General features: G+C 56.4%; 24 protein-coding genes. 22 read left to right on the forward strand and 2 right to left on the reverse strand.

Going from position 1 to position 17,522, the window contains the following annotated elements:
- The first annotated feature begins 2 nt into the window (after positions 1-2).
- The 15 genes from Q1W15_RS10415 to Q1W15_RS10485 all read left to right on the forward strand — a co-directional run bounded on the left by Q1W15_RS10415 (position 3) and on the right by Q1W15_RS10485 (position 10,131).
- Entirely contained in the window at positions 3-1,376 is a 1,374-nt protein-coding gene (locus tag Q1W15_RS10415) for a DUF4055 domain-containing protein (protein WP_300727421.1), read from the forward strand.
- Complete coding sequence (locus Q1W15_RS10420; protein ID WP_300727424.1) at positions 1,377-2,489, forward strand: hypothetical protein; 1,113 nt, start codon at positions 1,377-1,379, stop codon at positions 2,487-2,489.
- The gene (locus tag Q1W15_RS10425; RefSeq protein ID WP_300727427.1) at positions 2,458-2,748 is read left to right on the forward strand and encodes a hypothetical protein; all 291 of its coding nucleotides are present in this window, start codon (positions 2,458-2,460) and stop codon (positions 2,746-2,748) included. Before Q1W15_RS10420 ends, Q1W15_RS10425 begins: the two co-directional genes overlap by 32 nt.
- 222 nt (positions 2,749-2,970) lie before the next feature.
- The gene (locus Q1W15_RS10430) at positions 2,971-3,693 is read left to right on the forward strand and encodes a DUF6651 domain-containing protein (protein ID WP_300727430.1); all 723 of its coding nucleotides are present in this window, start codon (positions 2,971-2,973) and stop codon (positions 3,691-3,693) included.
- 135 nt (positions 3,694-3,828) lie between these two features.
- Complete coding sequence (locus tag Q1W15_RS10435; protein WP_300727433.1) at positions 3,829-4,812, forward strand: major capsid protein; 984 nt, start codon at positions 3,829-3,831, stop codon at positions 4,810-4,812.
- A 48-nt stretch (positions 4,813-4,860) separates the two neighbouring features.
- Positions 4,861-5,445: a hypothetical protein gene (locus tag Q1W15_RS10440; RefSeq protein WP_300727436.1), complete on the forward strand. Its 585-nt coding sequence runs from the start codon at positions 4,861-4,863 to the stop codon at positions 5,443-5,445.
- A gap of 38 nt (positions 5,446-5,483) precedes the next feature.
- Positions 5,484-5,642 carry a hypothetical protein gene (locus Q1W15_RS10445; protein ID WP_300727439.1) on the forward strand — a complete coding sequence of 53 codons (159 nt, stop codon included), beginning with the start codon at positions 5,484-5,486 and terminating at the stop codon, positions 5,640-5,642.
- 42 nt (positions 5,643-5,684) lie between these two features.
- Positions 5,685-6,053, forward strand: coding sequence for a hypothetical protein (locus tag Q1W15_RS10450; protein WP_300727442.1), 369 nt, complete (start codon positions 5,685-5,687; stop codon positions 6,051-6,053).
- A 1-nt stretch (position 6,054) separates the two neighbouring features.
- Positions 6,055-6,444, forward strand: a complete 390-nt coding sequence (locus tag Q1W15_RS10455) for a hypothetical protein (RefSeq protein ID WP_300727445.1) — start codon at positions 6,055-6,057, stop codon at positions 6,442-6,444.
- Complete coding sequence (locus Q1W15_RS10460; RefSeq protein ID WP_300727447.1) at positions 6,444-7,016, forward strand: HK97 gp10 family phage protein; 573 nt, start codon at positions 6,444-6,446, stop codon at positions 7,014-7,016. Before Q1W15_RS10455 ends, Q1W15_RS10460 begins: the two co-directional genes overlap by 1 nt.
- Positions 7,013-7,435 carry a phage tail terminator-like protein gene (locus Q1W15_RS10465; protein WP_300727450.1) on the forward strand — a complete coding sequence of 141 codons (423 nt, stop codon included), beginning with the start codon at positions 7,013-7,015 and terminating at the stop codon, positions 7,433-7,435. The genes Q1W15_RS10460 and Q1W15_RS10465 overlap by 4 nt, the downstream gene beginning before the upstream one ends.
- A 142-nt stretch (positions 7,436-7,577) precedes the next feature.
- Positions 7,578-8,093 (forward strand): hypothetical protein, encoded by a 516-nt coding sequence (locus Q1W15_RS10470; RefSeq protein ID WP_300727453.1) that lies wholly within the window; start codon positions 7,578-7,580, stop codon positions 8,091-8,093.
- 66 nt (positions 8,094-8,159) lie between these two features.
- Positions 8,160-9,323, forward strand: a complete 1,164-nt coding sequence (locus Q1W15_RS10475) for a phage tail tube protein (protein ID WP_300727457.1) — start codon at positions 8,160-8,162, stop codon at positions 9,321-9,323.
- Between the two features lie 80 nt (positions 9,324-9,403).
- Positions 9,404-9,871 carry a hypothetical protein gene (locus Q1W15_RS10480; RefSeq protein WP_300727460.1) on the forward strand — a complete coding sequence of 156 codons (468 nt, stop codon included), beginning with the start codon at positions 9,404-9,406 and terminating at the stop codon, positions 9,869-9,871.
- A gap of 113 nt (positions 9,872-9,984) precedes the next feature.
- Entirely contained in the window at positions 9,985-10,131 is a 147-nt protein-coding gene (locus Q1W15_RS10485) for a hypothetical protein (RefSeq protein ID WP_367280634.1), read from the forward strand.
- A gap of 58 nt (positions 10,132-10,189) precedes the next feature.
- On the opposite strand, the gene Q1W15_RS10490 is transcribed toward Q1W15_RS10485, so the two are convergent.
- Positions 10,190-10,579, reverse strand: a complete 390-nt coding sequence (locus tag Q1W15_RS10490) for an Arc family DNA-binding protein (protein WP_300727463.1) — start codon at positions 10,577-10,579, stop codon at positions 10,190-10,192.
- Between the two features lie 64 nt (positions 10,580-10,643).
- On the opposite strand from Q1W15_RS10490, the gene Q1W15_RS24550 reads away from it, so the two are divergent.
- From Q1W15_RS24550 to Q1W15_RS10520, 7 genes are all read left to right on the forward strand, one after another.
- On the forward strand, positions 10,644-10,796 hold the full coding sequence (locus tag Q1W15_RS24550; RefSeq protein WP_367280635.1) for an Arc family DNA-binding protein: 153 nt from the start codon (positions 10,644-10,646) through the stop codon (positions 10,794-10,796).
- Positions 10,783-11,772 carry a Rha family transcriptional regulator gene (locus tag Q1W15_RS10495; protein WP_300727465.1) on the forward strand — a complete coding sequence of 330 codons (990 nt, stop codon included), beginning with the start codon at positions 10,783-10,785 and terminating at the stop codon, positions 11,770-11,772. The genes Q1W15_RS24550 and Q1W15_RS10495 overlap by 14 nt, the downstream gene beginning before the upstream one ends.
- Positions 11,769-12,284, forward strand: a complete 516-nt coding sequence (locus Q1W15_RS10500) for a Rha family transcriptional regulator (RefSeq protein ID WP_300727468.1) — start codon at positions 11,769-11,771, stop codon at positions 12,282-12,284. Before Q1W15_RS10495 ends, Q1W15_RS10500 begins: the two co-directional genes overlap by 4 nt.
- 96 nt (positions 12,285-12,380) lie before the next feature.
- On the forward strand, positions 12,381-12,785 hold the full coding sequence (locus Q1W15_RS10505; RefSeq protein ID WP_300727471.1) for a hypothetical protein: 405 nt from the start codon (positions 12,381-12,383) through the stop codon (positions 12,783-12,785).
- 66 nt (positions 12,786-12,851) lie between these two features.
- Positions 12,852-16,280, forward strand: coding sequence for a phage tail length tape measure family protein (locus tag Q1W15_RS10510; protein WP_300727474.1), 3,429 nt, complete (start codon positions 12,852-12,854; stop codon positions 16,278-16,280).
- On the forward strand, positions 16,277-16,759 hold the full coding sequence (locus Q1W15_RS10515) for a DUF1833 family protein (protein WP_300727477.1): 483 nt from the start codon (positions 16,277-16,279) through the stop codon (positions 16,757-16,759). Before Q1W15_RS10510 ends, Q1W15_RS10515 begins: the two co-directional genes overlap by 4 nt.
- A gap of 24 nt (positions 16,760-16,783) precedes the next feature.
- Positions 16,784-17,185, forward strand: coding sequence for a hypothetical protein (locus Q1W15_RS10520; protein WP_300727480.1), 402 nt, complete (start codon positions 16,784-16,786; stop codon positions 17,183-17,185).
- Between the two features lie 5 nt (positions 17,186-17,190).
- Here the strand turns inward: Q1W15_RS10520 and Q1W15_RS10525 are convergent, their stop codons facing one another.
- Positions 17,191-17,448, reverse strand: coding sequence for a hypothetical protein (locus tag Q1W15_RS10525; RefSeq protein WP_300727483.1), 258 nt, complete (start codon positions 17,446-17,448; stop codon positions 17,191-17,193).
- Between the last annotated feature and the right edge of the window lie 74 nt (positions 17,449-17,522).

Consider the following 17,522-nt stretch of genomic DNA (forward strand, 5'->3'; position numbering starts at 1 on the left):
CCATGAGCAATGATCCATTCGCCGTATCCGACGCGGTGTCAGCGATGCGTGCCGAGTGGGCCATCACTGAGCCCTTGATGGGCGGCACGCTGGCCATGCGCAAGGCTGGCAAAGCGCTGCTGCCAAGGCATCCAGCCGAAGAAGACGATGCCTACGTCACGCGCCTGGGTGTCGCCACGCTGTTCCCGGCCTACTCCGAGACCGTGACATCGATGACGGATCGGGTGTTTGCAGAGCCCATTCAGGTGGGTGATGACGTGCCGCCCGAGCTGGAAGCGTTTGCATCGGACATCGACCGCCAAGGCAACGACCTGAGCGCCTGGGGCGTTAACTGGTTCCGGATGGGGCTCTCTTACGGGTTATCTCATGCCCTGGTCGAGTACCCCAAGGCTGAAGGTGTACGCACCAAGGCTGAAGAGGATGCAGCAGGCCTTCGCCCTTACGTTGTCATGATTCACCCCATGCAGATTCTCGGCTGGCGTGATGACGGCACCAAGCTGACGCAGGTTCGCTACCTTGAGGTGGTGACCGAGGATGATGGTGAGTTTGGTATCAAGACGATTGAACAGGTTCGCGTCCTTGAGCCGGGTACCTGGAAGATTTACCGCAAGGCCAAGGGGGGGCACGCCTTACACGATGAGGGCGTCACGAGCCTGGGTGTTATCCCGCTGGTGACGTTCTACACCAAGCGAGTGGGCCTGATGCGGGCGAAGCCTTTCATGATGGAACTGGCCCACCTCAACATCAAGCACTGGCAAAGCCAGAGCGACCAGGACAACATCCTGCATGTCGCCCGGGTGCCGATGCTGGCGATTATCGGGCCTGCCCAGAAGCATGACGAGAATGGCAGAGAGCTTCCGTTCAATTTGGTTGTGGGTTCCGGGGCGGCAACCATACTGCCCCTGAACGCCGACATGAAGTTCGTCGAGCATGGCGGTAAGGCTATCGAAGCGGGCCGCCAGTCCCTGCAAGACTTGATCGACGAAATGCGTATGGCCGGTGCCAAGTTGCTGCGCAAGGATCAGTCCGGCACGAAGACGGCCACCCAGGCGCAGGAAGATGCGAGCCAAGAGACCAGCCCGCTGATGCGAATGGCTCACCACTTCGCGGACTGTGTCGCCCAGGTGCTTCAACTCATGGCGGCGTATCGCGCCTTGCCGGAAGGTGGCCATGTCGAGATCAAAGGCAACTTCGATATCGACTACGCGCCTGAAACCAGCATTCCAAGCCTCATCAACATGGCCAATTCGGACTTGCTGAGCCATGAAACGCTGTTCTCTGAAATGCAGCGCCGGGGCGTGATCAGCGATGAGTTCGACTGGGCTGATGAAAGGGCGCGGATCGAGGAGCAGGGGCCAGCACTGGGGAAGCTCTAAATGGCAACGGTTAACGAACAGCTACAGTCGGCATCAATCGGCCATGCGGTCGACCTGCAGCACCTCAGCAACGCCAAAGTTCGCAAGATGATCTCGCTGCTGAACAGCGTTGACGGCGATCTGCGCAAACTGCTGATTGAAGCCATTCTGAGGGCTGGCACCAACACTTACACTGCGCAGCGCATGAACACCGTGCTGGCGTCGGTGCTGGAGCTGAACAAGGCGATCTACGCTTCAATCGGCGAAACCATGGTTGAAGTGGTCGGCGAGTTGGCAGCCTACGAAATCGGCTACCAGAAGGCGCTATTCACCGCGATCATTCCTCAGGAGGCGCTGGTAACGGTCTCTGTGAACACCGCCAACCTTGCTCAGGTGCGCCAGATTGCTTTGGCCCGACCCTTTCAAGGAAAGTTGCTCAGGGAGTGGATGAGCGACCTCGAGAAGGACCGCGCAGCCCGGATCAGGAACGGCATCAGAATCGGCATGACCGAAGGCCAGACGACCGAGCAGATCGTCCGGCGGGTGATGGGCGTCAAAGAGGAAGGCTACGCGGACGGCCTACTCAATCGCAGCCGCAAGGATGTTGAGGCTGTTGTCAGGACGGCTATCAGCCACACGGCGCAGGGTGCGAGGGAAGCGCACTACAAAGCCAACAATGACCTGATATCTGAAGTGGCATGGCTCAGCACCCTGGATAACAAAACCTCTGAAGAGTGCAGGTTGCGCGATCGCCTGATCTACACCAACGACACTCACCAGCCGGTGGGGCACCAGGTGCCGTGGCTCAGTGGCCCGGGCCGCATTCACTTTTGCTGTCGTAGCACGTCAACCCCGATCATCAAGGGCTGGGAAGAGCTGCGATTGTCCAAGGGGTTGCCCGAGAGCACTCGGGCAAGCATGGACGGCCAGGTGCCGAGGTCAACGTCATACGGCGAATGGCTGGAAGGGCAGAGCGCAGCAAGGCAGGACGAGATACTCGGGCCTAACCGGGCCAAGTTGTTGCGCGATGGCGGACTGAAGCCGGGCGACTTCTACAACGACAAAGGGAAGTTCCTGACGCTCAAAGAGTTGCGCGAAAGGGATGCTGCAGCGTTCGTCAAAGCTGGGCTATGATGGCCACATGACAGACAAACCGAAATTCCACGTTATCGACGGAACGCCCGCGCCTGACACCGAAAAGGAAAAGGCGATGAAGCGTCTGCGCGCTATGCCGCGCCCGCCATCAATGATCCGCTGCCACAGGTGCGGTGGGGCTGAAGTGTTTCAGACCAAAATCGGCATGATGTACAAGGACGGTAAGGCTGTCGGCGGCACCAAGCAGCTGCTGTGTGCCCTTTGCTTCATGCAGGGCGAGCGGGTTGTACTGACCTGACCCCACCAGAGACACCGAAGCCCGCCAAGCGCGGGCTTTTTCATACCCAAAATTCAGGCCTCGGCATTCGCTGGGGCTTTTTTATGCCCGCGGTTCGGATGAACGGGGCGCAGAACGGCGGATGCCGAAAATGCTGGCCGGATGGCCTAGGAGCACACCTTGAAACTGAAGTTAGACGAAAACGGTCACGTTGTTGTCCAGGATGGTAAGCCGGTTTATGTGATGGACGATGGCCGTGAGGTGCCACACGATGCCGCCGCGACCGTGGCCACCATTGGCCGCCTGAACGGAGAAGCCAAGGCGCACCGCGAAGCCAAGGAGGCTGCCGAGGACAAGCTCAAGTCCTTCGATGGGATCGAAGACGGCGCGGCAGCACTTGCGGCCCTGGCTACCGTCAAGAACATCAAAGAGGGCGACCTGATCACTGCCGGCAAGGTCCAGGAGATCAAGGACGCCGCCGCAAAGTCGGCCCGCGAATCGGTTGAGGCTGCAACCCGCACCGCCGCCGAAGAAAAGCGCGTTTTGACGGAGCAGAACGGCCAGCTGACGCAAAGCTTGAACAACTACCTCATCGGTAACAGCTTCGCGAGCTCCAAGTTCATCGCCGACAAGCTCGCTATCCCGGCCGACATTGCTCAGAAATTTTTCGGTGATCGGCTGAAGGTCGAAAACGGCAAGCTTGTGCCCATGGATGGCAACGGCAATCCCCTGTTTTCGGCTGTGCGCCACGGCGAGCACGCTGATTTCGAGGAGGCAATCGAGGTGTATGTCAGCCAGTACCCGAACAAGGACAAGATCCTGAAAAGCTCGGGCGGCACCGGTGGCGGTTCGGGCGATAGCAACAATGGCAACACCAATCACCAGAAAGGTGATTTGGGTGGCAGCCGCCAAGAGCGGGCCAGCGCCATTGCCAGCCGCTTCCCTGAGCTGAATGGCGCGGGCTAACCCCGCTAATTGATACATGGCAGGCCTCTCGGTCTGCCTTCCTGCTGGCATCTCGGATGAGATTCGGCGCAAGAGGCGGACGCCTCAACCCACTTAAACCTCGCTCATCCGAGCAAAACCCAGAAGGGATAGAACATGTCACTTTCGCAAATGCAGGTCTTCAACAAATACATCATGCCGGCGACCATTGAGACGCTGGCGCAGATGGTGGACAAATTCAACGCGGCCAGTGCTGGCTCGATCCGACTCACCACTGAAGGCTTTGATGGCGATTTCTTGCAGGAGTCTTTCTTCGCTGCCATTCACTCGGCTCAGCGTCGTGTTGATCGTTACTCCAGCAACGGCACCGTAGCTCCGACCGACCTCACCCAGTTGAAGCACTCTAGTGTGAAAGTCGCGGGCGGATTCGGTCCGATTCGCTTTGAGCCGTCGCAATTGACTTGGTTGAATAAGCCGACCGCCGAAGGTATTGAGGTTGCTTCCCGCAACTTTGCAGAGGCTCTTATGGCTGACCAGTTGAACACGGCCATCGCTGTGCTGGTTGCCGCAATCGGTAACAACGCCGCCGTGGTCAACGATGTGTCGGGCACCGCAGGTATCAGCTACGTGGCGATCAACGAAGCCCACGGCAAGTTCGGTGACCACAGCGGCAACCTGGTGGCGCAGGTCATGAACGGCGTGACCTTCCACAAGCTGATTGGTGCCAACTTGATCAACGCGAACCAACTGTTCCAGGCTCAGAGCGTGCGTGTGGTCGACATTCTCGGCAAGGCAGTGGTTGTCACTGACGCACCGGCCTTGACGGCTGCTGCGACAACCAACCCAGCAGGCCCGGCGAAGCTCAAGGTGCTGTCTCTGACCGAGGGCGCAGCCAGCGTGTTTGATGGTTCTGACCTGATCAGCAACATTCAGACCTCCAACGGCAATGAGCGCATCGTAACCACGCTGCAAGTGGACTACTCGTTCGGCGCGGGCATCAAGGGCTACACCTGGGATGAGGTCAACGGCGGCAAGTCGCCGAGTGACGCGGCGCTGGCCACCGGTACCAACTGGATCAAGAACGCCACGTCGAACAAGCACACCGCCGGCGTTCTGACTATCGGTGACGCCTCCAAGTAACCCCAGATACTGAGTCGAGCCAGGCGCTCGGCTCGGTGAGGATGATGCATGAACAGCAATATTTGGTATCTCCCAGGCCCGTTCTACCAGTACCAGGAAGATGTGAAGGCTTTGGCCGCCGAGGCTGGCCTGCGCATCATTGATGCAAACGTGACAACGTGCCGTGACGATGCGGCCGAAGACGTGCCTGACGTGACGCTCAAGCAGGCCCCAATTCAAGCCGCGCTTGTGGTTGATGACTCATTGAGCGTTGAGCTCGACTCTCTGCGCGGCGAGTTGCAGGCGCTGGGCGTGATTGTTGAATCGTTCGCAGGCCATGACCTTTGCCGTCCCGAGGGCGAGATTGGCCAGCTCGCTGAGCGCCTGTTCCAGGTGCTGGAGTTGACAGCCCAAGGCGTTCAGCTTTTGACCCAGCAGCGCGACGACGAAGCTCAGAAGGCGGTCGACTTGCAAGCGAAGGTTGACGAACTGTTGGTGAAGCTGGCCAGTGCCGACTCTGAGAAAAAGGAGCCGAAGGACGCGGCGGAAATTGCCGAGCTCAAGGCCAAGCTTGACGCTGCCCAAGTCACCTACCGCGCCAACGCCTCGAAAGAGTCGCTGCAAAAGCAGGTTGACGAGCTGCCGAAGGCGTAACACCAGGGCCACGGCCTCACTCATGCAAAGGTGACGAAATGATCCAGCTAAATGCGAAGCGAATCGGTCAGGTTGCAGTCGTCACCGGGCCGGGCTTTGAGTTCAAAAAGGTAGGCGATCGTTCCGCTTTTAAACAGAGCGGAAAGATCCCATCCATTCGTGCAGCCAGGGTTTTCTGCAAGCTGTTCACTGCATGAACATCGGGCGCATTTGCGCCCACTCATTCAAGCGGAGGCCCAATGGCAGCCTACATCACCGTGGCGAACGTAGACGCCACCCTTGGGCCGGACTGGACGACCGAGGACAAAAAGTCTCGGGCGGTGCTGATGGCAAACACCTGGCTCGATGAGCGCGTCCGGCCAAATATCAGGCCGGTTCCCGCACCCGTCATCCAGGCCGGGGCCGAAGTTGCCCGAGAGGCGGCGCAAGGGAATCTCTACGCGGCGCAAGGGCGGGAGGTCACGACAACCTCTGTCAAAGCGGGCTCTGTTGCGACAACCAAGTCGTTCACGGAAGGCTCGAAGGCAATCACCGCAGGCGAATCGTTCGCGCTTTCCCTGATCAGGCCTTGGGCCTCAAGCGGTCAAATCAAGATGGTGAGGGGCTGACATGGGGATGCGTGAAGAATTACAGGCTGACCTGGCCGAGGCCTTCGACACTGACCTGGCTGATGCAGTGCATTCGTTCACGGGCGGCGTAACGCTGCCCAGCGAACAGTGGGACCCGGTCACCGAAACCGGCGGCGAACCGGTGGTTATCAGCTACACCGGTCGCGGAATCCTCGACTCTTTCAAGGTCGAGCTGATCGATGGCGTGAACATCAAGGCCACTGACCAGAAGCTGATTGCCCTGACCAACGAAACCACCGGTATTCCGCAGGTTGGGCACAAGATCACCACCAAGAACTTGCTGACTGGCCGGCAGACAACCTATGACGTGCTGAAGCCTGATGTTGATCCGGTGGGTGCCCATTACGAGATTCACTTGCGGGAGGTCTAATGGCTAACAGCGGCTGGAGCACACCACCCACGGCATTCGTTGAGCAGATCAATCAGGAAATGGAAACCAAGGTCAGAACGATTGCCCTGGCCCTGTTGACCGAAGTAATCGAGCGCTCGCCGGTTGGCAACCCCGATCTGTGGAAGGCCAACATCGATTACCGGGCAAAAAACGTCGCGCTGGCCGATGCTTACGACGCCAACGTCGACGCTCGCAACGCCGAGAACACTGGCAAGAAAAAATTCAAAAAGCTGACCAAGGCTGAACGGACGCAGAACTACTTCGTAAAAGACCTGGCCGCTGGCAAGGGATATGTGGGCGGACGGTTTCGGGGCAGCCACATTGTCAGCATTGGCACTGAAGACTTCACCGTAACGGAAGAGATCGACCCGAGCGGGTCCGCGACCATGAGTAAAGGGCAGGCTGCACTCGCCGATATTAAGCCCTACACCCAAGTGTTCATTCAGACGAACCTTCCATACGCCGAGCGCCTGGAGAACGGACACTCCACTCAGGCCCCGAACGGCCTGTATGAATTGGCGTTTATCAGCGTATCCGAGGTTTACCGATGACCTACGAGCAGATTCGTGCGTTGTTTGTCGGCCGTATGGCGGCGTTTGCTGGCATCAAGCAGAAGCTAATCTTCTACCCGAACGCGCCATATCCTGCGGAATACACGGACGAATCTGGCATTTTCAAGCCTCCTGCAACCGGCCTGTGGTGCCGCTTCAATGTGCAGCACGGCACGGCCTTCATGGCAGGCATGGCCGACAAGCCCTACACCCGCAAGCCGGGACGGGTCAGTATCCAGTGCTTCACTCGGGCGAGAACCGGTATCAAGGCACTGACAGAGCTGGCTGACCAGCTTGAAACGCACTTCGGCTACTGGTCGTCCGGGGATCTTGAATGCATGGAAGCGTCTCAGGTCGACGCTGGCGAGTTTGAAGGCTTCTACCAGATCAACGTGAATATCCGGTTCCGCGCCGGCTGACACTTGCGCTACCGCTCCCACCACTCAAGCCCTGGCATTTGCCGGGGCTTTCTGTTTCTGGTCGCAGATAGGAGGCATCCGAAAGCGCTTTCCCTGGGGCGTTTCTGCGGCCGATTTATTCCGGGCATTGTAGGGGATGACTATGGACAAGCTGATTTTTGACGGCATCGAGTTGAAGGTTGTGGATCATGGCGGACAGCCGTGCCTGACTCTGGCTGAAGTCGCGATCGCGCTGTATGGAAAAGGGGGTGATGAAACTGCGACCCCCTTTGATTCTCGCGTCAGAGACCTGTATCGGCGTCACGCCGATGAGTTCACACCAACGATGACGGCTCTCGTCAAGATGCAAACCCGTGGCGGCGAGCAAGAGGTCCGCGTCTTCAGTCTGCGAGGCGCTCACCTGCTGGGCATGTTTGCTCGAACTGAAAGGGCCAAGCGGTTTCGGCGTCAGGTGCTGGACATCCTGGATAACGAAGTCGGAGCTGCGCGAACGCTGACAGCCGAGTTTCACCAGACTCTGCTGGAGTACAGCGGAAAGAAAGCGGTTGCCAGTCTGTGTGGGCGTGGCTTGCGCCAGTGGCAGACCCAGAAACAGCCACTGGAAGCCCGAATCGAGTCGCTCTCTGAAAAAATACAGCCGTCACTCTTGCTCAATTAGAGAGCGTTGGCACCCATCCCACCCGCCCTGTGCGGGTTTTTTATTACCTACACAAAGGTGGAAAGAATGAGCTCCGGCGCAAGAATCGTCAGTCACATCATTCCCGAAGTGACCCCAGGCATCACCCCAACAACCGGCAAGTGGCTCACGTTGCGCCTGACAGGTAACACGCTGACCCCGACCGTAAACACCGCAGCGAGTGACGAGATCACGGACTCGCGTCTCAGTCAGGGCTCGGTGGTCACCAGCGCGGAAATTAAAGGCGACCTTGCGGCCGAGCTGTCGTACGGCTCGTTCGACCAGCTGCTGGAAGCCGCCTTTTACGGGCAGTGGACCAACAACGTGCTGGCGGTTGGCGATGTTCGCCACACCTTCAGTATCGCCAAGGGCTACACCGATGTGGGCGTATATGCCTTATTCAAGGGCGCGCACGTCAGCACCTTCGCCCTTGATATCCCGTCTGACGGCAAGATCACCACGACCTTCAACATGGCGTGCCTGGACTACGACGATAGCGACACGCCAATCGTTGTCGCATCGGAAGGGCCGACCACCACGCCATTCCTGAGCAACAAGAACATCGGCACCATTCTGGTAGATGGCAAATCGCTGGAAGGCACGGCTTGTGTTTCGGCCATGACCATCAATCTGGATAACAGCCTGCAAGCCCAGAGCTGCATCGGTTCCAATCGCCTGGGTCCGGGTGCGCAGATCGCCACCGAAGCCGCGATTACCGGCACGGTCGTGCTGGCCTGGTCTAAGCACGCATGGGAAATCTGGAAGAACACTTTCACGCGCCTTCCAGTTGCCATTCAGTTTCCAATCACGGACAGCCTGGGCAACAAGTACATCTTCAACTTCCCGGCGGTAGAGGTTGACGGCGAATTGCCGAGCGCCGGCAAGCGTGAACTGGTTGAGGTGACGCTCAATTACACGGTGGCCAAGATCAGCCCGACCATCACGCGCGTTCAGTTTGTGGCCGTGGCCAGTGTGGCTGTAGCGCCTGCAACCGCATCTGTCGCAGTGGGCGCAACCCGCCAACTGACTGGTTCGGCGCTGCCCGCAACGGCTGGCCAGAACGTCACCTGGTCCAGCGCTACACCTGGTGTTGCGACCGTGAACGCGGCTGGGCTGGTGACCGGCGTGTCTGCCGGTACCGCCGTCATCACCGCGAAAAGCGTCTCCGACCCAACCAAGACCGCGACGGCAACCATCACCGTCTCGGTTTAAACAGTTCAACCCTTTGGCCTCTCCGGTGATAACGCCCGCCGGAGAGGTCTTTTTTATTGGCGTGGCGTTGAGGAATTGATATGGCTCTCAAACTTAAGAAAAAAGAAGCTCTGCGTGGCGACTCTAAATGGCTGGATTTTGATCAGGACACCAAAGTGTTGCTGTCCGGCACCAACAACACTGAATACCGAATTGCGATGGAGCGATATGCACGGCGTGTTCAGCGCAATGATGCTCAGTTTGGTGAGGGCGAAGTCGGGATTGTCGATGGCGAACTGACTGACCTGCAAAATCACACCATGCTGCTTGCTCACTTTGTCCTCAAGGACTGGAAAGGCGTCCAGGATGAAAACGGCAATGAGCTGAAGTATTCAACGGAGGCAGCCGCCCAGTTGCTGGAGTTCAACCCGGACTTCCTTCTGTTTGTGTTGCGCAAGGGCAAAGAGCTGGCCGCTGAAGGTGAGCAGGAGCTGGCCGAGACAGTGGGAAAGCCATCGACCGATTTAGATGGCAGCGAGACTGGTCAGGTAGTGAAAAGCGGAGCCTGATCTATGCCCAGCTAAAGCTTGATGTTCCCGGTGAGCCTCCGGCCGACCTGATCACCAGGTACTTGCTGAGCACCTTTCACAATGTCTGCAGGGGGCGGCGGTTCGTGGCGACAATGGCTGGAGTCGTTCCGCTGCCTTTGTCGGCCAGAGAGATTTCCGACTGGCTGGAGGCTCATCCGCCGCCGCTGCCGAGACATCACGTCGATGAAGTGATGTTCGCTCTGGATGCCATATGCCTGGCTGAAGAGGGGGAGGATTGATTAATCGCTTCGGTTGAGAGGGCGTTGACAGTGGCAATGCCCTCCTTCCGGCTTCTCGTTATGCCTTGGGTTTTAGCTTGCGCGGTTTTGGGCCGGTGTTTGGCTGAGATTCAGCCTTCTCATCCTCAAGGATACGCAGGGCGCGCACCATAGCAGCTATCAGCTTGTCCTCTTGAAGCTGAGGAAGGTCATCATGCTTAACGAGCAAGCGTTCTTTCTGTATGCCTGTGGTGAATCTCGGAGCTTCTTGTTCGTCGCCACCTTCGGACGGCTCTTCGGCCAAAGGCAAGCCAAGCTTATGGCGGACTACCTCACGCTTTGAAAATGAAGCCTCTAGGCGAGAGATGAGCTCTGCATTCACAGAGCGGCGATTCTCGTCGGCAGAAGCCTTCAGCAGCTCGTAAAGGCTGTAAGGGATGCGGAACTGCGATCTATAAATATCTTCCATGTCACTATCTTGTCACTTGTAAATATTGATTGTATAGTGACTGCGTGTCACTAAGGATGAATTTATGAGAGACCTATCAAGAACTCAGATTCGCTTTCCATGCGAGCTGATGGAATGGCTAAAGCAGCAAGCGCGTGAGCAAAATCGATCAATGAACTCGCAGCTAGTAGAAATTGTTGAACAAGCGAGAGTGAAGGCGAAAAGTGAGCGGGCATAAAAAAACCTCAGCGCCGGCCAGCGATGAGGTTTTGGGTAACGAGATCAACTTCGAGGAAGAAATCGTCATGAACGAGAATAACACAGTGGTCGATATGCGCAAATTCGTGGGTGCCCGCAACGGCGAGGTGTTCACCTCAACCCAGCAGGTCGCGGAGGCATTTGAAAAGCTTCACAATCACGTCATCGCCAAGGTAAGAGCGCTTGACTGCTCTGCTCAATTTTTAACCGACAACTTTTCGTCGGTTCAATTTGAGCATCGGGGCAACACTTATGAAGCCTTTGAAATGACCAAGGACGGCTTCATGTTCCTGGTTATGAGTTTCACTGGTAAGAAAGCCGCAGCCATCAAGGAAGGCTACATTTCTGCCTTCAACTGGATGGCTGAGCAACTTGGTCTTTCCGGCAAGGCGCTTGTAACAAAGGTGGTCGTGGAATCGCTCGGGGCGGAAGGGGCTCTCATTATCAGCAATGTTATGCGCTGCCGTGTAGCCAAGCTTCCAGAGGAGCACAAACGCAGTGCAGTGATGAAGCTGGCTTCTGCTCTGCATGCTCGCTTTGGCGTTCCGCGCATTGAGTTGATTCCTGGTGATCAGTTGGAGGTAGCCGCTAACTTCGTCGCCTCCTATGGGATTGAGGGCGAATATATCCAGGCTGAAAGGTCTGGTGACCTGAATATGTCTCTTGAAAATTGGGTTGAGCTTTGCCCCATAACAAGAGCAGCCCAGGCTTATCAGCCAGCAGGTCGAATGATCCTCAATGGAAAGCTGGTAGCGGACTCCGACACCGTGAAGCCTTTGCAGCGGTTGATAACCAAGTTAAAGCAGCAAGGGGTGGACGTATCAGCCTATGACGCTCACTACCATTTCCTGCTTGAGTATCTCCGTGAGAACCGGCGTTTCTTGGCTGACGCCAGCAAGCTGATGGAGCGGGCGTCAGAGAATCAGTTCGCTTTCCGGCTGGGGGTTGTGGCATGACTGATTTTACTGATGATGACCAGGAGTTGCGCGACATGGTGATGAGTCAAGACGGTCGCCCGATAACGACCTCACTTAAAGTTGCTCAAAAATTTGGAAAGGCCCACGGCAAGGTCCTTCGGGCAATCCGCGATCTTTCCTGTTCCAAAGAATTCAATCGGGCCAATTTTGGATCGATTGAATATCTCGACTCAAAAGGTCGGTCCCAATCCGCATACCAAATGACCAAAGACGGGTGGATGTTTTTGGTTATGGGGTTCTCTGGCGAGAAGGCGGCATCCACAAAAGAAAAGTTCATTCGCGCTTTCAATTGGATGGCCGAGGAACTGAGAAACAAAAACATGTCGTTTGAGCATCGTAGAAACAGCTTGATGCTGGAGTACCAGCAAGAAAAGGGTATGGCCAGCTTTGCAGGGAGGACGATGCGCCGCTGGCAGCTCAAGAAGGCAGGTCTTGAAGGAAAGATCCTTGCAATCCAGCACGACGGCCAGCACGCGCTTCAGTTGGTCTGATCCCTCACCAATCCAAAGAACCCCGCCCATGCGGGGCTTTGGTGCTTCCTTGGGATGATGGTAGATTGCTAGCATTTTTAATTGGAAGGAATCCTTATGCGCCAAAAAATCACAAAACTGCTTATGGCCTTTTTTGTGGCTGCCTCCTTGGCTGGCTGTGCATCTGGCCCAACACCGCAGGACATAGCGAGTGCCGACTACGGTACATCCGTGGACAAAGAGTCTGCCGACGCGCAACTGAAGTCCTATTTTGAAGGGCACCTGAAAGACCCTTATTCTGCACAGTATGAGTTTGGCATCCCGGAAAAGGGTTACATGATCAGCAGTTCCTTCGAGGGACGCCAGCTGTACGCAGGCTACATCGTGACTGCAAGAGTTAATGCAAAGAACAGCTACGGCGGCTATGTAGGCATGCAGACTTATCAGTTTCTCTTTCAGAATGGGAAGCTAGTCAGGGGCAACCTGCTTTCTCCTAGCGGCTTAGCCAATCGCCTTTTTTGATCGTAAGAATAAATAATTAAGTATTAAGACCCGCTTCGGCGGGTTTTTTTACGCCCGGAGAAAAGCATGGCTGAGCAAAAATCCCGCCTGGTGCTTGAAATTGACAGTCGTGATGCCGAGCAAAAAGCAACTGACATTAATAAGGCCCTTGAAGCTCTTGAGGCGCTCGGCCTTCCCACCCAAAGAGCGATGGCCAAGACGGCATCGGGGATTGATGGTGTTGGGAAAAGCTCGACAAAGACTACGGGAGCTATTGATGAGCTTTCGGAGTCGTCGGACAAGGTTGCGGAATCAAGCCTAAAGGTGGGAGAGACGGCCGCTGAAGCGTCGACGCGCTTGCTGGCGATGGCAAAAAGATCGCTTGAGACAAGCGATTACGTGAAGTCGCTTTCTGTCAGCACTACGCAGGCTGGTAATTCTTTCGATTATGCAGCCGAAAAGGCCGAGAGGCTTTCAGATCTAGCGCGCCGCATGCGGGCCGAATCTGACGCCAACGTAAAAACCAATACCACCCTTGCAGGCGGCTCAAGGAAGGCTGCAGTAGCTACTGATGAGCAGGCTCAGGCGCTTGAAAAACTGCTTGGGCAGATCGACCCTGTGACCCGCAAGCTGACCGAAATTGATCGGCTTGAGAAAGAGCTTGCGAAAAACAAGAAGTTTCTCGATGCCGACACATTTGCCGACTATCAATCAAAGATCGCTGCAGCGCGCAAAGCTATCGGGGGTATTGGCGACGACCTGAAGAGCTTCGGCCTGACTACAAAGGGCTCGCAGCGTGATGCTGCGCAGCTTCTCAATGCGCTGAAGTCAGGCGACTGGCAAGGTGCCGCCCGGAATTTTCAGCAGATCAGCGTTTCCTCTGGCGGAGCCTCCCAGGCCTTAAGGTCTCTCGGCGGGTCCGCACTTGGGGTTGTGAACCCGTTCACTGTTGCAGGGGCTGCGGCGGCTCTATTGGCCCTGGCTTACAAGCAGGGAAGCGATGAGGCCTCAGCATTCACATTGTCATTGGCGACGACTGGCAATACGGCGGGGACGACTACCGCGCAGTTGGCAACAATGGCGAAACAAATTTCGAATACGGGCGGGACCACGGGCAAGGCTGCATCGGTCCTTGCTCAACTGGCCGCATCGGTGCGAATTCCCATTTCGTCATTCGAGGCCCTTACTCGCGCAGCCATGGACTATGAGTCGGCGACCGGGCAGGCGGCCGAGGAAACCGCGAAGAACTTTGAAAAGATCGCCAAGGACCCGACCGCAGAGATTCTCAGGCTAAACGAGTCGATGAATTTCCTCACGGCGTCGACCTACGAGCAAATCAAAGCCTTGCAGGATCACGGGGATGCGCAGGGGGCGGCCGCCATTGCAAGTGACGCATACGAGGAAGGCTTGTCGCGAACATCAAAAATCGTGCGCGAAAACCTCGGGTATCTCGAGTCGAGCTGGAATGCCGTCGCTAGCGCAGCCAAAGGCGCCTGGGACGCAGCTCTCAACATCGGCCGCGAGAAGACCGTCGATGACAAGTTAAAGGCTTTGCGAGAGCAGCTTGACGCTATTGCAGAGGCAGAAGCCCTAAGAGACAAGCGTGACCCGCGAGGACGCCCGGCTGACCCACTTTCAAATCTGACCCCAAATGACGATTTCCGAAAGCAGGCTCTGCAGGCTCAAGAAACTCAACTCCTTATCCAGAAAGCCGAGGATGAGCGCCGCGCCTCGGCCAAGGGGTTTGCCCAGCAAATGCAGCGGCAGTCGCTGGATGATCAGTTGACGCTTGATAAGATCAGGGACGACTCAGCATCAAATCAGAAAAAACGTGACAAAAAGATTGAGGAATATCAAGCAGTTGTAGCGCGTCGCGAACTTGAGGCAAAGAAAAAGAACGACAAATCTTTGCTTATTTCTGCTGAGCAGCAGGAAAAAGATATTGCAGCCATCAAGGAGAAGTACAAAGACCCCAAGACCCCGAAGACCAAGGCTTACCGCGAGGACGCGGGTCAGAGGATGTTGGACCAGGCCCGGCAACAGTTTGCAGTCCTTCAAGAGCAATCAAAGGTAATCGCGGATCAAACGACAGGGACTGTGACTTTAGGTGCCGAAGCCAAAAAGCTCATAGCGCTTGAGACTACGCTGGCCGAGCTTAAGAAAAAGGGCACACTGACTGTCGCGCAGAAGCAAATTCTGGCAATGGGAGAGCTGAACGTTGCGCAGCAGAAGCTCAACGCTGGGCTTGAAAAGCAGAATCAGCTTTCAGCGGTACAGTTGGAAAATGCTGCGCGACTAAAGGCTTATCAGGATGGTCTTAACGCCGAGCTGAATCTGGCTCAGGAAGGCCTGAACAATAAGAACGCCGGAACCGGTCTAGGAGACAGGGCAAAAGCGCGCCTTCAGGAAGACCTGAAAATCCAGCAGGATTATCAGAAGCGCATCAATAAACTGACCAATGATTACAACAACAGCACGGATAAGTCGGTAGGCCGCAAGCAGCTCTATGATGACGAAGTGGCTTCTGCTAAAGCCGCGCTCGACAAGCGGCTCGCCATGCAAAAAGAAAGTTACGCCAAGGGGGAAGAGTTGCGGGCCAACTGGCTCGCGGGAACCTCAGATGCGTGGCAAAACTATGTCGATATGGCTTTCAACTACAACCAGCAAGCCCAGGATGCAACTTCGCAGGTTCTGGGCAATACGACATCTTCGATTTCAGATCAGATTCAGGGGCTTCTGAAGGGCACGACCAACTTGGGCAACGCCTTTTTAAGCCTAGGCGAAACGATGGGCAGCTCGATCCTTCAGGCTCTATCTGAAATCACTGCAAAGTGGGTTGTTACGCAGGCCCTGAAAATGGCCGGCATCGAGGCAGAGACAGGTGCGGTCGTCGCGTCAGAAGGAATAAAGACGACTGCAAAGGTAACAGGTGATGCTGTCGCAACAGGTTCGTCGCTGGCATCCATTGCAACCATATTGAGCGCAAACGTCGCAGCAGCGGCCACTACCGTTACGTCATGGCTTCCTGCGGCTCTCGTCGCGTCTATCGGGTCATTTGGTGCTGCAGCCGTTGTTGGGGGTGGCGCTCTTGTGGCTGCCTACGCGTTGCTCAAAGGCTTCTCCGACGGCGGCTACACCGGCCCCGGCGGCGTCAACGAAGTCGCCGGTACGGTGCACAAGGGTGAGGTCGTCTGGAGCCAAAAAGACATCAGCCGTCACGGTGGTGTCGCGATGGTGGAATCACTGCGCAAGGGCAACGTATCGCCTATCGGCGCTGCTCGAGCTGCTTCAGCCCAGCCACCTGCAGCACCTGGCGCGGCTGTGACTCCCAACATGAATGTCCAGATATTCAATAACAGCAATAGCCAGGTGAGTACCAAGCGGGATCAAAGGGGTCAGCTGCAGGTGCTTATCAACGCCGTCCGAGAGGATTTTCTGGCAGGGGTGGCTTCTGGTGATTCGGATTGGGCGCGGGGCATTGAAGGCACCTACCACGGTATGCGGAGGGAGAGATGAGCCTGATTGAACGCGTGTACGCCTCCGGCGGTGACGTGATCATCGACACGTTGGAGTTAACGTGCCCGGTCTGGACGGAACCGGTGCTGATTTGCGGCGGGTTTGAGGACCAAACCTGCGGCATTGAGGATGGGCGCACTTTGCAGTTCATCGCTGCCGGCATTGATGTGTCGCTGCCGAAGAAGAGCAACAGCGTGAGTCAGACGATTAACTTCGCCATCGATAACGTGCTGGGGGAGGCTCAGCACAAGATGGACCAGGCCAAGGCGGCGGGTGCGTCGATCATGCAAACCTACCGCCGTTATCTGGCCAGTGATCTGTCGCTGCCGGCTGAACCGCCGATTCGAATGAAGGCTTTTGGTGCCGGGGTCGAGGGCCCGACCGTACAAATCACGGCGGGTTACAGCGATCTGATCAATCGGGCATTTCCCCGCGACAGGCTGAACACGCTGAATGCGCCCTGCCTGAAGTACCTGTAATCAATCCAATGAATCGAGGTGTTTATGGTTGACGTCATCGTCAGGACTGAGGGTGGAGTGTCACTCCGATCTGTCACGGCACAACAAAACGGGTGCTCTTTGGTGCTGCTGGCAGAGCGATCAGATCTCGCCGAAAGCTCGACTGAAATGAGCCCCATTGAATTGCGGCAGGTGCTGGCGAGTGTTCTCGGTGAAGGCGCTTGCACGGCCGCTCTGGATAAAGTCCTGCTGGAAAACGCAAGGCTCCTGGAGCTGGAAGGCAGCATTCTGAAAAAAGCTGAAATGCTCCGGAATAATTTCTGGGATGCCTCTGATGATGTTGGGGCCGCCGGGGCAATCCACGGGGGGATAACAAGCCTCTGGATGGATATGGAGGCGCTTGCAGCGCAGAGAGACCAACTCCAAGAGAAGTTGGTCGCCGGATGATCGTGTTATTGAGCTCGCTTGATCTCAGTAATTCGCTGTTTGCCTAGTGGGGACAGGGCATCGGTGGCGGTGGCGCGAATTCGAAATCTTCCAGAAACCATCTCGGTAACAGTGAAGTTAATCAGCTTCTGCTTGGACAGTATCAAGGCTGCCTGGTCGTTTATTGCGCCAAGCAACTCTCCAAAATCAATCTCCTCGTTGCCGTATTTATCAAAAAGCGAGAGCGTGTTATCGAGCTGTTGCTGTGTGACAGCGTTAACCATTTCTGATCTCCCAGATCATTAGAGCGCCGAAGTTGGCGCAACCCCAGTCCTTGGGCTTGCAGGCAAAGGGCTGA

The sequence above is a fragment of the Pseudomonas sp. genome (assembly GCF_030150285.1).
Lineage (GTDB): Bacteria > Pseudomonadota > Gammaproteobacteria > Pseudomonadales > Pseudomonadaceae > Aquipseudomonas.

Excerpts from the sequence above, each read along its gene's own strand:
- Q1W15_RS10505 (WP_300727471.1), top strand. The coding sequence starts at position 12,381 with ATGCGCCAAAAAATCACAAAACTGCTTATGGCCTTTTTTGTGGCTGCC.
- Q1W15_RS10490 (WP_300727463.1), bottom strand. The coding sequence starts at position 10,579 with ATGGAAGATATTTATAGATCGCAGTTCCGCATCCCTTACAGCCTTTAC.
- Q1W15_RS10420 (WP_300727424.1), top strand. The coding sequence starts at position 1,377 with ATGGCAACGGTTAACGAACAGCTACAGTCGGCATCAATCGGCCATGCG.
- Q1W15_RS10485 (WP_367280634.1), top strand. The coding sequence starts at position 9,985 with ATGGCTGGAGTCGTTCCGCTGCCTTTGTCGGCCAGAGAGATTTCCGAC.
- Q1W15_RS10500 (WP_300727468.1), top strand. The coding sequence starts at position 11,769 with ATGACTGATTTTACTGATGATGACCAGGAGTTGCGCGACATGGTGATG.
- Q1W15_RS10475 (WP_300727457.1), top strand. The coding sequence starts at position 8,160 with ATGAGCTCCGGCGCAAGAATCGTCAGTCACATCATTCCCGAAGTGACC.
- Q1W15_RS10435 (WP_300727433.1), top strand. The coding sequence starts at position 3,829 with ATGTCACTTTCGCAAATGCAGGTCTTCAACAAATACATCATGCCGGCG.
- Q1W15_RS10415 (WP_300727421.1), top strand. The coding sequence starts at position 3 with ATGAGCAATGATCCATTCGCCGTATCCGACGCGGTGTCAGCGATGCGT.
- Q1W15_RS10520 (WP_300727480.1), top strand. The coding sequence starts at position 16,784 with ATGGTTGACGTCATCGTCAGGACTGAGGGTGGAGTGTCACTCCGATCT.
- Q1W15_RS10430 (WP_300727430.1), top strand. The coding sequence starts at position 2,971 with ATGGACGATGGCCGTGAGGTGCCACACGATGCCGCCGCGACCGTGGCC.
- Q1W15_RS24550 (WP_367280635.1), top strand. The coding sequence starts at position 10,644 with ATGAGAGACCTATCAAGAACTCAGATTCGCTTTCCATGCGAGCTGATG.
- Q1W15_RS10445 (WP_300727439.1), top strand. The coding sequence starts at position 5,484 with ATGATCCAGCTAAATGCGAAGCGAATCGGTCAGGTTGCAGTCGTCACC.
- Q1W15_RS10440 (WP_300727436.1), top strand. The coding sequence starts at position 4,861 with ATGAACAGCAATATTTGGTATCTCCCAGGCCCGTTCTACCAGTACCAG.
- Q1W15_RS10480 (WP_300727460.1), top strand. The coding sequence starts at position 9,404 with ATGGCTCTCAAACTTAAGAAAAAAGAAGCTCTGCGTGGCGACTCTAAA.
- Q1W15_RS10460 (WP_300727447.1), top strand. The coding sequence starts at position 6,444 with ATGGCTAACAGCGGCTGGAGCACACCACCCACGGCATTCGTTGAGCAG.
- Q1W15_RS10425 (WP_300727427.1), top strand. The coding sequence starts at position 2,458 with ATGCTGCAGCGTTCGTCAAAGCTGGGCTATGATGGCCACATGACAGAC.
- Q1W15_RS10455 (WP_300727445.1), top strand. The coding sequence starts at position 6,055 with ATGGGGATGCGTGAAGAATTACAGGCTGACCTGGCCGAGGCCTTCGAC.
- Q1W15_RS10465 (WP_300727450.1), top strand. The coding sequence starts at position 7,013 with ATGACCTACGAGCAGATTCGTGCGTTGTTTGTCGGCCGTATGGCGGCG.
- Q1W15_RS10515 (WP_300727477.1), top strand. The coding sequence starts at position 16,277 with ATGAGCCTGATTGAACGCGTGTACGCCTCCGGCGGTGACGTGATCATC.
- Q1W15_RS10470 (WP_300727453.1), top strand. The coding sequence starts at position 7,578 with ATGGACAAGCTGATTTTTGACGGCATCGAGTTGAAGGTTGTGGATCAT.
- Q1W15_RS10450 (WP_300727442.1), top strand. The coding sequence starts at position 5,685 with ATGGCAGCCTACATCACCGTGGCGAACGTAGACGCCACCCTTGGGCCG.
- Q1W15_RS10510 (WP_300727474.1), top strand. The coding sequence starts at position 12,852 with ATGGCTGAGCAAAAATCCCGCCTGGTGCTTGAAATTGACAGTCGTGAT.
- Q1W15_RS10525 (WP_300727483.1), bottom strand. The coding sequence starts at position 17,448 with ATGGTTAACGCTGTCACACAGCAACAGCTCGATAACACGCTCTCGCTT.